The organism is Geobacter sp. (assembly GCF_027327745.1).
Taxonomy (GTDB): Bacteria; Desulfobacterota; Desulfuromonadia; order Geobacterales; family Geobacteraceae; genus Geobacter.
The window spans coordinates 50,594-64,910 of sequence record NZ_DAHVYG010000082.1 but is presented as its reverse complement, the minus strand read 5'-3'; the positions used below and the strand labels follow the sequence as shown (position 1 = coordinate 64,910).

Here is a 14,317-nt window from a genome sequence, read left to right as displayed (position 1 = left end):
GGGGGCTTACGGGTGGGGCTTACGGGGGCTTAAACCAGGAGCAACAAATAAATCTGTCCCGGTTTCTCATGGTCCCCGGTTTCTCAGGAAGATGTTGGCGCGCAGGCCTTTCAGGACACGTCACCTGGAGGGTTGCCGTTTACGGGTAACCGGCCAGGCATTCCGGCTTTCGCATAGATGACAATCCCGACCCGCCGTATGTGGTCCATCAGGTCGGGGTCATCCAGGGAATCAAACAGGGAGAGATCTATCTTGTAGGGCAACAGGAGATCGTCGAGCATCCCCTCGATTTTCAGCAGCAGCGTCAGGGTAAGGTCTTTCCCTTTTACGGTCAGGTCGATGTCCGACCCATGCCGGTAGTTCCCCTTGGCCCGTGAACCGTAGAGGATTACCTCCTCGACTTCAGGCACTGCGGCGAAGACGCCGGTGATCTTGCCAATGGTGCTCCGCTTGAGCCCGAATGGCTCGTCCCTGTCAGGCGCCATCGATCAGGGCCTCCATCCGCCGCTCAAAGGAAACGAACAGGGGATAGTACAGGGTGATCACCTTCTCCACTATTTCGGCAGCGATCTCCAGGTTGTAGGTATGAGAGCTCTGGTTGCGGCTCCTGATCATCTCCATCCATCCTTCGCCATCGGTCACGATGTTGCGGGAGAACGCCTCCCGCGTCGCGTCGCGGGAGCCCATGATCGACGTGGTCCCCTGGTACTCGAAAAAATCCTTCATCACGTTCCAGGCAAGCTCGTGGGTGAATTCGAACGCCTGGATGAGACCCTGCTGCTCCAGTTCGGAGAGGGGGCGCTCACGGCTCAGTTCGACCGCTTTGGTCAGTTGTTGCAACGCCTTCTTGTAGTGATTGAAGCGTTGCTGCCATCGAATGTCCAGAGAGTTCATCGGTTCTCCCGCTGGGTGGCTATGTTAACGGCTGTGATCCTTATAACATCCCAGTTCCTCCTGAAGCAAGAGTGGCAAAATATCTCCGCACAACCTCTGTGTGCATCGGAAACCCCAGCTCCACGGGGCGGTCGATGAGGCGCACCTCCTGGGTCTCCGGCGAGGAGAACGGCCGGAGGATCTCGCGGGGCCTGGGCGGCGCCAGGCCGAAGATCACCAGGGTGTCGTCGAATCCGTTCTGCACGTCGTAAAGGGTGATCTCACTCGTACCGGCGTCGATGCCGGTCTCCTCCAGAAGCTCCCGCCGCGCCGCCTCCTGCCAGGTCTCGCCGCAGTCGATGTAGCCGCCGGGAAGCGTCAGGGTCCCCTTCCGGGGCTCGATGTTGCGCCGGATGACGACCAGCCCCTCCCCCACCGGCTGCAGGACGACCGCCACCGGCAGCGGGTTCAGGTAACTGCGGTTGCCGCACGCCGCGCAGCGTCGCGGCCACGGCGCCCCCTCGGGAAACCGGGTGCCGCAGTACGAGCAGTAGGAGTTCTTTTCATGCATGGCGTCCACCTTCCTCGGAGAGCATGGGCCTCTCTTCGTGTTCTCCATTGCTCCATATTATTGAATATCGCAGTTCCCGCACCGTTGGCAACCACGTATTCGAAATTACAGAACTCGGTTTGAAAATGTGTGGTAAAAATCCTCGTTGAGGAAATACGCCACAGCGTTACCCTCGTCCCATCCCGACCCCACCCTTCCGGCTTGTCCTATTTCTCCACACATTTGAATTGATCGCCAACGACACACCCCTGAAATCCTTCGAGTTTACGACATAAATCGTTGTTTTATTCTTTGGCATCGGCGTTGCAACTATGGAGTGCAAAGGGCGCATCACCCGGTGGTGCGAAACCGAAACGATCGAAAGGAGAAGGACATGGAAAAAGAGACGCAAGCAGTAGAGACGTGCCACGAGGAGCCCTGCATCCTGGAGGAGATCCAGGTGGAAGAGCTCGCAATCGACGGCATCTGCGGGGTGTACTGAGATGGCGGCGGCAGGTGCAGGCATACGGCTGCACCCCGCATGCCGCGTGCGGCAGGAAGGGTTCGGCCTCCTGTTTTACGATTCACGGGGGCCGCGCCTTCTCTTTGCCGAGACCGGCACCCTTCTTCCCGCAGACTTCTACGGGACCGTCCGGGGAAAGGACGAACTTCCCGACGGGCTGACGGACGGTCAGAAGAAGGCACTCCAGAAGTTCGTAACGCAACTTCTAGAAAAGGGGTTTCTCCGTGAGCAATCGGTATGTTGAGACGGGGCTCCGCTCCCCGGTAAACCTGACCTGGGAAGTATCCCTGGCCTGCAACCTCCGCTGCACCCACTGCCTTTCGGCTTCAGGAGAGCCCGCCCATGGCGAGCTCTCCACGGCCGAGGCCCTGGACCTGGTGGAGCAGCTGCACGAAGCCCGGGTCTTCCAGATCAATTTCGGCGGCGGCGAGCCGTTCATGCGCCCCGATTTCGAAGAGATCCTGGCTGCCTGTCACAGCCGGGGAATCATGACCTGCATCTCCACCAACGGGACGCTGCTCGACGCCGGGCGGGTCGCCCGACTGGCGGCAAGCCGCCTGGTGGCGATCCAGGTGAGCATGGACGGCGCCACCCCCGAAACCTGCGACGCCATCCGGGGAAATGGGGTCTTCAAGAGGGCCATCGAGGCGATCAGGCTCCTGGCCGGCACCTCCATCCCCACCAGCATCAACACGGTCCTCACCACCCAGAACGCGAGTGAGATCCCGGCCATGTACGAGCTGGCCCGCTCCCTCGGCGTGTCGTTGCGGGTGAGCCGCTTCCGCCCCTCCGGGCGCGGCGCGGACAACTGGGAAGAGCTTCGGCCGACGCCGGCCCAGCTGCTGGAGTTCTCCGACTGGCTGGCAAAAAGCGGCGACGTGCGGACCGGCGACAGTTTCTTTTCGCTTACCTCCCAGGAGCGCCAGGGGCTGGGGCTCAACCTCTGTGGCGCGGCCAAGCTCACCTGCTGCGTCGGCCCCACCGGCAACATGTACCCCTGCGCCTTCCTCCAGACCGACCGGTTCAAGGCGGGGTCGCTGCGGGAGCAGAGCTTCCAGGAGATCTGGGACCGCTCCGAGATCTACGCATCGTTCCGCTCCTTGCGGATCCACTCCTGCGAGGAGTGCCAGCGCTTCGACCAGTGCCACGGCGGCTGTCCGGCCGTTGCCTGGCACCTGAAAAACGACATCAACGGCGGCGATCCGGAGTGCCTGGAGCGCTGTGTGACCAGCATCGCCGACGCCGACAGGGCGGCGGCCGCCGCGTAAAATTCAAGTCCCCCTTAGAAAAAGGGGGATTTGGGGGGATTTGCCTTTAACGCTAAAATCAAATCCCCCCCGGCCCCCCTTTCGCAAAGGGGGGAGATATGACTACGAGGAGACCTCATCATGATGTTCCCAAACCTGTTCTCGCCCCTGAAACTGGGGACGGTTGAAGTGAAGAACCGGATTTCCTTCCAGCCGCACCTGACCAACCTGGCGGTGGGCAACCTTCCCAGCGAGCGCCAGATGTACTACTGGGGCGAGCGGGCCAAGGGGGGGGCAGGCCTCATCATCACCGAGGAGATGAGCGTCCACCCCACCGACATGGCCTACGAAAAGCTGATCGACGTCTACCACCCCGAGGTGATTCCCGGCTTCAAGAAGATCACCGACTATGTCCACCAGTTCGACGGGAAGATCTTCGCCCAGCTGAACCATAACGGCCAGCAGGGAGACGGCTCCATCTCGCGGCTGCCGGTCTGGGCCCCCTCCCCCATGCCCGACGTCCTCTTCCGGGAGACCCCGAAGGAGATGGAGCCGGAGGATATCGACGAGGTTGCCAGCTACTTCGCCAAGTGCGCCATCCACGTCCGCGAGGGTGGTTTCGACGGGATCGAGCTGCAGTTCGGCCACTCCAGCCTGGCCCGCCAGTTCCTCTCCCCGCTGACCAACTTCCGCAGCGACGAGTACGGCGGGAGCCTGGAGAACCGGATGCGGGCGCCGCTCAAGTTCATCAGTGCGGTGCGCAAGGCGATGGGGAACGACTTCACCCTCGGCATCCGGATGTGCGCCGACGAGATGATCCCCGGCGGCCTCGACCTGGGCCAGGTGCAGGAGATCTGCGCCCGCTTCGAGGCTAGCGGCCTCATCGACTTCATGGACCTCTCCATCGCCACCTTCTACAACCTCTACCTGGTGGAAGGCTCCATGCACACCCCGCTGGGCTACACCATTCCGCTCGCCGCCGGCGTCCGGGAACGGGTGAAAATCCCGGTCTTCTGCACCGGCCGGATCAACGACCCGGTCATGGCCGAAAAGGTGCTGGCCAATGGCCAGGCCGACATGATCGGCATGTGCCGCGGGCTCATCTGCGACCCGTTCCTCCCCAAGAAGGCCAGGGAAGGGAGGATGGACGACATCCGGTACTGCATCGCCTGCAACCAGGGGTGCATCGGCCGGATCGGCATGAACAAGACCCTCGGCTGCGTCCAGAACCCGGCAATCGGCCGGGAGAAGGAATGGGGCGAAGGAACCCTGACCAAGGCGAACACCAGAAAGAAGGTGACCGTCGTCGGCGGCGGACCGGGCGGCATGTGGGCCGCCAAGATGGCCGGCCGGCGCGGCCACAGCGTCACCCTCTACGACCGCAACGAGACCCTCGGAGGGCAGGTAAGGACCGCGATGAAGGGTGCGGGGCGCGACGAGTTCGGCGTCATCATCCGCAACGAGAAGGACCAGGTGGACAAGGCCGGCGTGAAGGTGAAGCTCGGCACGGAGGTGACGGCGGAGCAGGTGCTGGCCGAAAAGCCCGACGTGGTGATCGTCGCCACCGGGAGCCGCCCCAAGGAGCAGCCGGTGGGCGGGGCCGACGGGCCGTCGGTGTACAACGTCTGGCAGGTCCTGGACGGCGGGGCGCAGATGGGCGACAAGGTCTGCCTCATCGACTACGACGGCCATCACCGGGCCAGCGCCACCGCCGAGTTCCTTGCCAACCAGGGTAAGACGGTCCACGTAATCACGTCGAGCCTCTTTGTGGGCGCCGAGCTGGGTCCCACCCAGGACCTGTATCTCACCCGCCAGCGGCTCCTGCAGAAGGGGGTCACCTTCACCCCCGACATCGCCGTGATGGAGGTTGCCGGCGAGAGCGGCGCCAAGACCGTCAAGGGATTCAACGTCTACTCCAACCAGTGGGACGAGTGGGGCCCCTTCGACACCGTCGTGCTGGCCATGGGCCAGAGGGTGGACGACTCCCTTTACTTCTCCCTCAAGGGGAAGGTTGAAGAGCTTTACCGGATCGGCGACTGCGTGGCACCCCGCAAGGTGGACATGGCCATCTGGGAGGGACACCGGATAGGGAGGGAGATCTGATGGACGCCAACGGAAAGATCCTCGTTTTTGTCGATCTCCCCGGCGGCGAGCTGGACGAGACCGGCCGGGGGCTCCTCTCCTACGGTGGCCGCCTGGCCGGCATCCTCGACGCCCGCTGGGGGACCGCCACCCTGCTGGAGCCGGGGGCCGGGCCGCTGACCTCCCTTGCCGCCTACGGCGTACCGTCCGTCACCGTCGTCTCCGGCGGAGAGCTCCTCCTCGACACCCCTGCCCACCTGGGGAAGACCCTTGCCCGGCTGGCCGCCGACGAGCGCGCCTCGGTCACGGTCCTTCCCCACAACGACCTGGGATCGACCCTGGCGCCGGTGATCGCCGCCGCCCTCAACGGGGCGCTTCTGACCGAGGTGGTCTCCGTCCGGCGCGACGGCGAGAACTTGCGGCTCTCCCGCCATGCCCTCGGGGTCCGGGTGGACGAGACGAAGGTGTGGGACGGCTCCCGTCCCCTGGTGATCACCGTGCCGGTCCGCAACCTTAGCCAGGTGCTGATGCCGACGGTCAAGCCCGCCACACCGAACCTCACGGTCTGGCACCCCGTGACGCAGCCCGAAGGGGCCACGGCCCGGGTGAGCGAGCGGATCCCCCCCGACCCCCAGACCGTCGACCTCATGGAGGCCGAGGTGATCTTCAGCGCCGGCAAGGGGTGCGACCAGGCTACCTTCAACCAGCTCGCGGAGCTCTGCCGGCTCCTGAACGTCTCCTTCGGCGTCACCCGGCCGGTCTACGACCTGGGGTGGACCGGATTCGAGCGGATGGTGGGGCAGACCGGCCGCACCGTCACCCCCCGCCTCTACCTGGCGCTCGGCATCTCCGGCTCCATGCACCACGTGGGGGGGATCAAGGATTCCCGTCGGATCGTCTCCATCAACAGCGACGCAAAGGCTCCCATTTTCGCCAACTCCGACGAGGGGTTCGTGGCTGACCTGAAGGAGGTGCTGCCGCGCCTTCTCGATCGGGCCAAAGCGGCCGTCGGAGGTACACCGTGAGCAAAGCATACGATGCGATAGTTGTCGGGGCCGGACCGGCCGGCTCCTCCGCCGCCCTCACCATGGCCCGTGCCGGCCTGAAGGTGGCTCTGGTGGAACGGGGAGCGTTCCCCGGCGAGAAGAACATGTTCGGTGGCGTCCTCCACCGGCTCCCCTCCCTGGAAGAGGTCTTCCCCGATTTCTGGGAGCGGGCCCCCCTGGAGCGCCACATCGTCAAGAAGGGGGTCACCTTCATGACCGGCGACTCCAGCTTCTCCACCACCATCGAGGCCGGGAACTTCGACCGTCCCCCCTACAACGGCTACACCATCTTCCGCCCCCGCTTCGACCGCTGGCTGGCGGAAGAGGCGGTCAAGGCCGGCGCCACCCTCATCACCCGCGCCACGGTGGATGAACTGGTGATCCGCAACGGCCGGATGGCCGGCGTCACCATCCTCGACCGGAAAGGGGAGCTCTCCGCACCGGTGGTGGTGGCCGCCGACGGCGTCCTCTCCTTCACCGCCAAAAAGGCGGGGCTCCGCCAGCCCACCTTCGACCCGGGCCAGATGGCGGTGGGGGTCAAGGCCCTCATCGACATGCCCCGGGAGATGATCGACGACCGCTTCGGGCTGGTGCGCGACCAGGGTTTCGCCAACGAGTTCGTCGGCTGCACCGGCGGGGTCCGCGGCGGCGGGTTCCTCTACACCAACTACGACTCCCTCTCCATCGGCCTCGTCTTCCACCTGGGAAGCCTGCGGACCAGCGGCAAGACCCCCTATGATCTCCTGAACGCCTTCATGGAGCAGCCCCAGGTGGACAAGATGATCCGGGGAGGGAGGCTGCAGGAGTACTCGGCCCACGTCATTCCCGAAGGGGGCTACAACATGATCCCCGAGCTGGTGGGAGACGGCATCATCGTCGCCGGCGACGCGGCGGCGCTCTGCAACGCCACCGGCCTCAACCTGGAGGGGATCAACCTCGCCTCCCACTCCGGTGTCCTGGCGGGCCGGGCGGTCGTCGCCGCCCACCAGGCGGGGGACTTCAGCCGGCGCGGGCTCCAGGCGTACCGCCAGCTCCTGGACGACAGCTACGTCATCAAGGACCTGAAGCTCTACCGCAAGGCGCCCCACATGCTCCATAACGACCGGATCTACAACGAGTACCCGGAACTGGTCTGCGGCATGATGGAGTACATCTACCGGATCGATGGGGCCCCCAAGGAAAACCTGTCCAAGCTGTTCCTGAAGACGGCCAAGGAGAAGGTGGGACTGAAGAACCTGGCGGCCGACGCCTTCAGCGCATGGAGAGCACTATGAACATCGACGAGATCTTCGACTATACGAGCTTCACCATCGACCGGGAGCCCCACATCGTCCTCGACACCCAGGTCTGCGTGGGGTGCGACAACCGCGGCTGCACCAACTCCTGCCCCGCCCGCTGCTACACCTGGTCGGAGGAGGAGCAGAAGATGACCTTCGTCCATGACGGCTGTCTCGAATGCGGCACCTGCTACGTGGTCTGCCACCGCAACGCCTTCACCCGCTGGCGCTACCCCCGGGGAGGGTTCGGGGTGGCGTATCGGATGACTTAGACTCTCGCTCCCCCCTTTGACAAAGGGGGGCTGGGGGGGATTTTACCGACGCCAAATCCCCCTAAATCCCCCTTTTTCAAAGGGGGACTTCGACAACCAAAAGTGGAGCAAACCATGCCCTACAAAAATCTTCACATCCTCGTCCTCCTCCGGGAGATCAACGACCCCCGCCCCCCCGCCCGGGTAACGACGCGGGGAGCCGGCATCAGCGACCGGGGGCTGCGACGCGTGCCGAATCCGGCCGACCTCGTCGCCCTGGAGGAGGCCCTGCGGTTCAAGGATTCCCTAGGCGCCACCGTGACGGCGCTGGCGGTGGGTCCCGGGCGTCTCGACGACACCCTGCGCCTCGCCTTCTCCCTGGGAGCGGACCGGGGGATCCGCTTCTGGGACCACGGGGTGGAAGGGGGGGACGCCGTGGCCGATGCCCGTTCCCTCTCCCGCATCGTGGCCATCCTCTCCCCTACCCTCATCTTCACCGGCCACCGGATGCAGGACCGGGGGGATGATCCGGTGCCGGCCCTGGCTGCCGCCACCGCCGGCATCCCGTGCATCACCGCCGCCGTGTCGCTCACCCTGAAGCAGCAGGGGGTCGAGGCGCTGCGCAAGTCGGACCGGGGGGCCCGCCAGAAGGTGGAGGCGCCATACCCATGCACGGTCCTCTTCGACGAGGGTCAGATACCACGTTACCCCTCCATCGAGGCGGTCACCCGCTCCCTCACCGCCCCCATCGAGGAATGGGAACTGGCGGACCTGGGGCTTCCCTTCCGGGAGGTGGGGGCCATCGGTGCCCGGCTCGCGACGGCCGAATTCGGCCTCCCCCGCCCCGATCCGGTGCGGGTGGTAACCCCGGACCCGATGCTTCCCGCCTTCGAGCGAATCCTCTCTCTTCTCTCGGGAGGGATCAAGGCCCGGGAGGGGAAAACCCATCATCTCGGCGCCGAGGAAACGGCGGCGAAGCTCTGGGAGATCTTCCGCGAGGAGGGGCTGGCGCAATGAACTATCGCCTGGCGCAGCATGTGGAGCTGGTGGAACGCGGTGGGGAACAGTTCCTCGTAGCAAAGGCTCCCCTCTGCGTCGTGCGCCTGAACGCTTCGCTGATGAAGCTCGTCAGACGTGCGAGGGAAGTGGCAATCTCCCCCGTCACACCGGCGGAGGCCGCCGTGCTGGAGCAGCTGGCGGCAAAGGGGTTCATGGAGCGGCTGCGCAGCGGCGAAGAACAGAAGGAGCTTCCCGCCGTCAGTATCGTCATCCCGGTGAAGGACCGGGCGGAGGAACTCGGACGCTGTCTCGCGTCCCTGGATGGACTGACCTACCCGCGGGAGCTCCTCCAGGTGATCGTGGTGGACGACGGGAGCAGCGACGGCTCCGCGGCGGTTGCCAGAGGGTACGGCGCGCAGGTTGTCCCTTCGGGCGGTACGGGACGGGGACCTGCCGCGGCCCGCAACGTGGGGGCCTCTGCGGCCCGGGGCGACATCCTCGCCTTCATCGATTCCGACTGCACCGCCTCGAAGGAGTGGCTGGCGGAGCTGGTCCCGGCGTTCGCCGAGCCCCGGACGGCGGCCGTGGGGGGGCTGGTGGACGGCATGTGCACCGAATCCGCCGTGGACCGCTACGAGGCGGTCATGTCGAGCCTCTCCCTCGGCTCCCGGGAGCGCTCGGGGAGCGGCGGAGATGACACCTTCTACCTCCCCAGCTGCAACCTCCTGGTCCGCCGCAGCGCGTTCCGGAGCGCGGACGGCTTCGACGACGCGATGCACGTGGGGGAGGACGTGGACCTGACCTGGCGGCTGCGGGACGAGGGGTGGACCATCGCCTATCTGCCGGCGGGCAGGGTCTACCACGAGCACCGCAGCACCCTGCGCTCGTTCATGTCCCGCCGCTTCGACTACGGCACCTCCGAGGGGATGCTCCAGATCCTCCACCCCCACCGGCGCAAGCGGATGGTCATCCCGCCGCTGCTGGCCCTGCTGCTGGCCCTCTGCGCCCTGGCCCCCTTCACCGGCTGGTGGACGCTCCCGGCGGCGGCGGGGATTCTCGTGGCAGACGCGACGGCCGTGAGGTTCAGGCTCGCCCGCCGCAATCTCCCCATGGGGCTGGGCGCGCTCCTCTGCGGCCGGCTCCGCGCCCTCGGGAGCCTCGTCTACTACCTCTGCTACCACCTGGTGCGCTACTACTCGATTCCCCTTGTTGCCGTGGCGTTGCTGGTCCCCCACTTCTGGCTGCTCCCCCTCGGCGCCCTCCTCTGCGCGGCCAAGGTGGACCACGCAGTGAAGAAACCGCAGCTTTCCTTCGCACCCTTTGCGCTCATCTACTTCCTGGAGCAGGTCGCCTACGGCGCCGGCGCGTTCTGGGGGTGCCTCAGCCGAAGATGCTTCGCCTCCTACCGGGTGGTCATTCTCCGGCAGATGGAGGTGGCGGGGTAAAGACCGGGCGAGGAAACACGATATAATACAAAACAGCGGTTTGTATTTTCGCAGGTTTTATGTATTGTATTTACCGCATTGTTAAAAATCTGAAAGAGATTGTCAGAGTGCAATCGACAACTAAATAAAACGCTTTCTCCGAGCCTGCCTTCCTGCAGGGATACCCAAATCCCATGGCGTCAGGCCACCGGGTTTTGCTGGAAACGGCAAGGCCTCCCTTTGGAAAGGAGAATTACCGTGGCCGGAAGCCACAACAATTCAGGAAAAGGGAAAGGAGTAAAAGAATGGACAGGATTGCACGTATCAACATGGGTGCTGCGGGAGGCCCCACCGTCACCTTCGAGGAAGTAGGCGAGTACGCCGGCCTTGGCGGCAGGGCACTCACCTCGCTCCTGATCGCCAGGGAAGTGCATCCCCTCTGCCACCCCCTCGGCAATGAAAACAAGCTGGTCATCGCCCCGGGGATGCTCTCCGGCACCACCGGCTCCATGACCGGGCGGCTCTCGGTCGGCTGCAAGAGCCCGCTTACCGGCACCATCAAAGAGTCCAACGCCGGCGGGCAGGCGGCCCAGGTGATGGCGCGGATCGGCTACGCCGCCGTCATCCTGGAGGGGAAGCCGGAGGGTGACGACCTCTACAAGATCATCATCAACAAGGACGGCATAAAGATTGAGGTGGATAACAGCCTGAAACTCATGGACAACTATCCCCTGGTGGAGAAGCTGCGCCAGGAGTACGGCGACAAGGTCGCCTACATCACCATCGGCTCGGGGGGCGAGCGTCAGCTCCTGGCGGCCTCCATCGCCTGCACCGATCCGGAACTGCGCCCCACCCGCCACTGCGGACGGGGGGGCGTCGGGGCGGTCATGGGCTCCAAGCGGGTGAAGGCGATCATCCTCGACGATGCCGGGATGAAGATGCGGGCGCCGAAGGATCCCGAGAAATTCCGCGACGCCAACCGGAAGTTCGTGGAAGGGCTCCGCAAGCACCCGGTCACCGGGGAGGGTCTCCCCGCCTACGGCACCAACGTTCTCACCAACGTCCTCAACGAGGCCGGGGGATATCCGACCTACAACTTCAAGCAGGGGCAGTTCGCCGGCGCCGCCAAGCTCAGCGGCGAGGCCCAGGCGGAGCTGGAGATCAAGCGGGGGGGGAGCGCCACCCACGGCTGCCACCGCGGCTGCGTCATCCAGTGCTCGGGGATCTACAACGACAAGGACGGCCACTACATCACCAAGCAGCCGGAGTACGAGACGGTCTGGTCCCACGGCGGCAACTGCGGCATCGACGACCTGGACACCGTGGCCCGGCTCGACTTCATGGACGACAACATCGGCCTCGACACCATCGAGATGGGGGTGACCATCGGCGTCGCCATGGATGCCGGCCTCATCCCCTTCGGCGACCGCGAGGGGGCCATCAGGCTGCTGGACGAGGTCGGCAAGGGGACCCCGCTGGGGCGCGTGCTGGGCTGCGGCGCCGAGATCACCGGCAAGGTCTTCGGCGTGGAGAAGGTACCGGTGGTCAAGGGGCAGGCGATGCCGGCCTACGACCCGCGCCCCATCCAGGGGATCGGCGTCACCTACGCCACCACCACCCAGGGGGCCGACCACACCGCCGGCTACGCCATCGCCACCAACATCCTCAAGGTCGGCGGCGACGTGGACCCGCTCAAGACCGAGGGGCAGGTGGAGCTGTCGCGCAACCTGCAGATCGCCACGGCGGCCATCGACTCCACCGGCATGTGCCTCTTCATCGCCTTTGCCATCATGGACCAGCCCGAGACCTTCCAGGCGCTCCTCGACATGCTCGGCGCCTTCTACGGCATCACCATGACCGGCGACGACGTGGTGGCGCTGGGCAAGAAGGTGCTCTCCGCCGAGCGCGACTTCAACGCCCGGGCCGGCTTCACCAAGGCCCACGACCGGCTGCCGCGCTTCTTCTACACCGAGCCGATCGCCCCCCACAACCAGGTGTTTTCGGTGCCGGATGAGGAGATGGACCAGCTGTTCAACTGGTAGGGCGGCGTCCATATTTGCGCCGATCTGACGCAAATCTGAACGCCTTGAGAGTTCACTGATATTGGCGGGGCTTTTGCCCCGCCCTTTTCAAACCGGAGGGGGTGGCGCATGCTGCTGGAGCAACTGGTGGAGAAGGCCTCGCAACCCCGGGAGTTCGACTGGGACGCTTACTACCGCTGGTTCTACAGCCGGCTTGCCGGGCGGGAGGTGACGGGGTTCGGCTTCTGGCAGTGCAGGAAATGCCTCACGGTCAATGCCGTCTACCTTCCGGCGCGCTACGGCAAGTGTCGCGGCTGCAACCTGATCCACCTCCCCCACGACCCATGACGGAGGAAGGGATGAACGCCACGCGGCAGACCCGCCTCACCCTGACGCTTCCCTCCTCACTGATCGGCGACTTCTTTCCGATCCTGCAGCAGGGCTTTTTCGTCACGGCCCACGTGGGGTGCACGCTCCAGCGCCTTCTCTGCCGCCAGTGGGACATCTCCCCAGACTACGTCGCCACGAGAATCACCACCATCTTCCTGAACGCAAAGGCGACCGACAACGTGGAGACGGCGGTGGTGAGGGACGGGGCGACCATCGCCCTCTCGGGTGCCATGCCGGGGCTGGTCGGCGCCACCATGCGCCGTGGCGGGCATCTGGCCGCCATGCGCGGCGCCATGACCTACCACGAGACCCCGGCCGACGCCGTCGACCGGATCGGCACGGTGCGGGTAAAGCTCTTCAACATCCTCCTTCCGGAACTGGGACCGGCATTTCTCGGACGGGGAATCCTGGTGAGCTGCGACGACCTGGCCTCGTTTTTCCGGGAGCGGGATGAATCGTTCTGGAAGTCGTGCGACGGGGGCATCCTCGACAATATGCAGGTGAGCGCGGGGCGCCTCCGGGCAGAGCCGTTCTGCCGGGAAGGGACCGTGCGCCTCACCGTCAACTTCAGGTGACATCATGAACATAACCGTGAAACTGTTCGCAACGTTTCGTACCGGCCGCTTCGATATCGAAACACGCACCTACCCCGAGGGGACTACGGTGGGGGATGTGGTGAGGGAGCTGAACCTCTCCGAAAAGGAGCTGGGGATCATGCTGGTAAACAGCCGCCACGTAAAGCTCGATCACCGGCTGGGGGAGGGTGACACCCTCTCCCTCTTCCCTCTTCTCGGAGGAGGCTAGGATGCCGTTATTCGTCGACTTCATCCAGGAACACGCCGAGGCGGATCTGGTCCCGTGGGAATGCCAGGTGGAGGCGGCCAGGCGCTACGGGCTCACCATTGCCGAGGCCGAAGAGGCGATACTGCGGCTGGAGCTTCTGCCGGCCCGCTACCAGCGAAACCGCGCCATGCTCACCACGGCCCAGCAGCTTCGGCTTTTCCGGAGCCGGGTCGCCGTCGTGGGGTGCGGCGGACTGGGGGGGTACGTCATCGAGGAGCTGGCGCGTCTGGGGGTCGGCACCATCGTCGCCATCGACCCGGACATCTTCGTGGAGCACAACCTGAACCGCCAGCTCTACTCGTCGCCGCGCCTCCTCGGCGCGTCGAAGGTGGAAGCGGCGGCGGCACGGATCGAGGAGATCAATCCCGCCGTTACCCTGATCCCGCGCCAGGAGATGCTCACGACGGACACCGGCCGGGAGCTCCTCCACGGCTCCCGGGTGGCAGTGGACGCCCTCGACTCCATCGCCGCGCGCCTGGAGCTGGCGGAGGTCTGCGACGCCATGGGATTACCCCTCGTGCACGGGGCCATCGGGGGGTGGTACGGCCAGGTGTTCACCCAGCTCCCCGGCCAGAAGACCCTGCAGAGGCTCTATGCCGACCTCCGGGACGGACGGGGGGTCGAGAAGCAGCTCGGCAACCCGTCGTTCACCCCCGCCGTGGTGGCGAGCATGGAGGTGGCCGAAGTCTGCAAGGTGCTCCTTGCCCTGGGGACAAGGCTCAGCAGCCGAAAACTCACCATCAATCTCCTTGACATGGAGACCGAAGAAATAGCCCTCTGAACCGTCGGGT

General features: G+C 65.1%; 17 protein-coding genes and 1 riboswitch. Of the genes, 14 read left to right on the top strand and 3 right to left on the bottom strand.

What is annotated here, in order from left to right:
- Positions 1-110: 110 nt before the first annotated feature.
- From M6689_RS15455 to M6689_RS15445, 3 genes are read right to left on the bottom strand one after another with little or no spacing between them, the layout of a single operon-like run.
- Positions 111-485: a nucleotidyltransferase domain-containing protein gene (locus M6689_RS15455; RefSeq protein WP_298273392.1), complete on the bottom strand. Its 375-nt coding sequence runs from the start codon at positions 483-485 to the stop codon at positions 111-113.
- The gene (locus M6689_RS15450) at positions 475-894 is read right to left on the bottom strand and encodes a nucleotidyltransferase substrate binding protein (RefSeq protein ID WP_298273391.1); all 420 of its coding nucleotides are present in this window, start codon (positions 892-894) and stop codon (positions 475-477) included. The genes M6689_RS15455 and M6689_RS15450 overlap by 11 nt, the downstream gene beginning before the upstream one ends.
- Positions 895-934: 40 nt before the next feature.
- Positions 935-1,444, bottom strand: a complete 510-nt coding sequence (locus M6689_RS15445) for an NUDIX domain-containing protein (RefSeq protein ID WP_298273390.1) — start codon at positions 1,442-1,444, stop codon at positions 935-937.
- Between the two features lie 373 nt (positions 1,445-1,817).
- On the opposite strand from M6689_RS15445, the gene mftA reads away from it, so the two are divergent.
- The 14 genes from mftA to M6689_RS15375 all read left to right on the top strand — a co-directional run bounded on the left by mftA (position 1,818) and on the right by M6689_RS15375 (position 14,307).
- Complete coding sequence (mftA, locus tag M6689_RS15440) at positions 1,818-1,925, top strand: variant-type mycofactocin precursor (protein ID WP_298273388.1); 108 nt, start codon at positions 1,818-1,820, stop codon at positions 1,923-1,925.
- A 1-nt stretch (position 1,926) separates the two neighbouring features.
- The gene (gene mftB / locus M6689_RS15435) at positions 1,927-2,190 is read left to right on the top strand and encodes a mycofactocin biosynthesis chaperone MftB (protein WP_298273387.1); all 264 of its coding nucleotides are present in this window, start codon (positions 1,927-1,929) and stop codon (positions 2,188-2,190) included.
- The gene (gene mftC, locus M6689_RS15430; protein ID WP_298273385.1) at positions 2,171-3,214 is read left to right on the top strand and encodes a mycofactocin radical SAM maturase; all 1,044 of its coding nucleotides are present in this window, start codon (positions 2,171-2,173) and stop codon (positions 3,212-3,214) included. The genes mftB and mftC overlap by 20 nt, the downstream gene beginning before the upstream one ends.
- 120 nt (positions 3,215-3,334) lie before the next feature.
- On the top strand, positions 3,335-5,296 hold the full coding sequence (locus M6689_RS15425; protein ID WP_298273383.1) for a mycofactocin system FadH/OYE family oxidoreductase 2: 1,962 nt from the start codon (positions 3,335-3,337) through the stop codon (positions 5,294-5,296).
- A complete protein-coding gene (locus M6689_RS15420; protein ID WP_298273382.1) occupies positions 5,296-6,300 on the top strand; it encodes an electron transfer flavoprotein subunit alpha/FixB family protein in 1,005 nt (334 codons plus the stop codon). Before M6689_RS15425 ends, M6689_RS15420 begins: the two co-directional genes overlap by 1 nt.
- Complete coding sequence (locus M6689_RS15415) at positions 6,297-7,595, top strand: FAD-dependent oxidoreductase (RefSeq protein WP_298273381.1); 1,299 nt, start codon at positions 6,297-6,299, stop codon at positions 7,593-7,595. Before M6689_RS15420 ends, M6689_RS15415 begins: the two co-directional genes overlap by 4 nt.
- The gene (locus tag M6689_RS15410; RefSeq protein WP_298273380.1) at positions 7,592-7,870 is read left to right on the top strand and encodes a 4Fe-4S dicluster domain-containing protein; all 279 of its coding nucleotides are present in this window, start codon (positions 7,592-7,594) and stop codon (positions 7,868-7,870) included. Before M6689_RS15415 ends, M6689_RS15410 begins: the two co-directional genes overlap by 4 nt.
- Before the next feature lie 114 nt (positions 7,871-7,984).
- Positions 7,985-8,866, top strand: a complete 882-nt coding sequence (locus M6689_RS15405; protein WP_298273379.1) for an electron transfer flavoprotein subunit beta — start codon at positions 7,985-7,987, stop codon at positions 8,864-8,866.
- A complete protein-coding gene (gene mftF / locus M6689_RS15400; RefSeq protein WP_298273378.1) occupies positions 8,863-10,293 on the top strand; it encodes a mycofactocin biosynthesis glycosyltransferase MftF in 1,431 nt (476 codons plus the stop codon). The genes M6689_RS15405 and mftF overlap by 4 nt, the downstream gene beginning before the upstream one ends.
- A gap of 124 nt (positions 10,294-10,417) precedes the next feature.
- A riboswitch (molybdenum cofactor riboswitch) is annotated at positions 10,418-10,539 on the top strand.
- 38 nt (positions 10,540-10,577) lie between these two features.
- Positions 10,578-12,314 (top strand): aldehyde ferredoxin oxidoreductase family protein, encoded by a 1,737-nt coding sequence (locus M6689_RS15395; RefSeq protein ID WP_298273377.1) that lies wholly within the window; start codon positions 10,578-10,580, stop codon positions 12,312-12,314.
- A 108-nt stretch (positions 12,315-12,422) separates the two neighbouring features.
- On the top strand, positions 12,423-12,641 hold the full coding sequence (locus M6689_RS15390) for a hypothetical protein (protein ID WP_298273376.1): 219 nt from the start codon (positions 12,423-12,425) through the stop codon (positions 12,639-12,641).
- Between the two features lie 11 nt (positions 12,642-12,652).
- On the top strand, positions 12,653-13,258 hold the full coding sequence (locus M6689_RS15385) for a hypothetical protein (protein ID WP_298273375.1): 606 nt from the start codon (positions 12,653-12,655) through the stop codon (positions 13,256-13,258).
- Positions 13,259-13,262: 4 nt separating this feature from the next.
- Positions 13,263-13,487 carry a MoaD/ThiS family protein gene (locus M6689_RS15380; protein ID WP_298273374.1) on the top strand — a complete coding sequence of 75 codons (225 nt, stop codon included), beginning with the start codon at positions 13,263-13,265 and terminating at the stop codon, positions 13,485-13,487.
- A 1-nt stretch (position 13,488) separates the two neighbouring features.
- Positions 13,489-14,307: a HesA/MoeB/ThiF family protein gene (locus M6689_RS15375; protein WP_298273373.1), complete on the top strand. Its 819-nt coding sequence runs from the start codon at positions 13,489-13,491 to the stop codon at positions 14,305-14,307.
- The last annotated feature ends 10 nt before the right edge of the window (positions 14,308-14,317 follow it).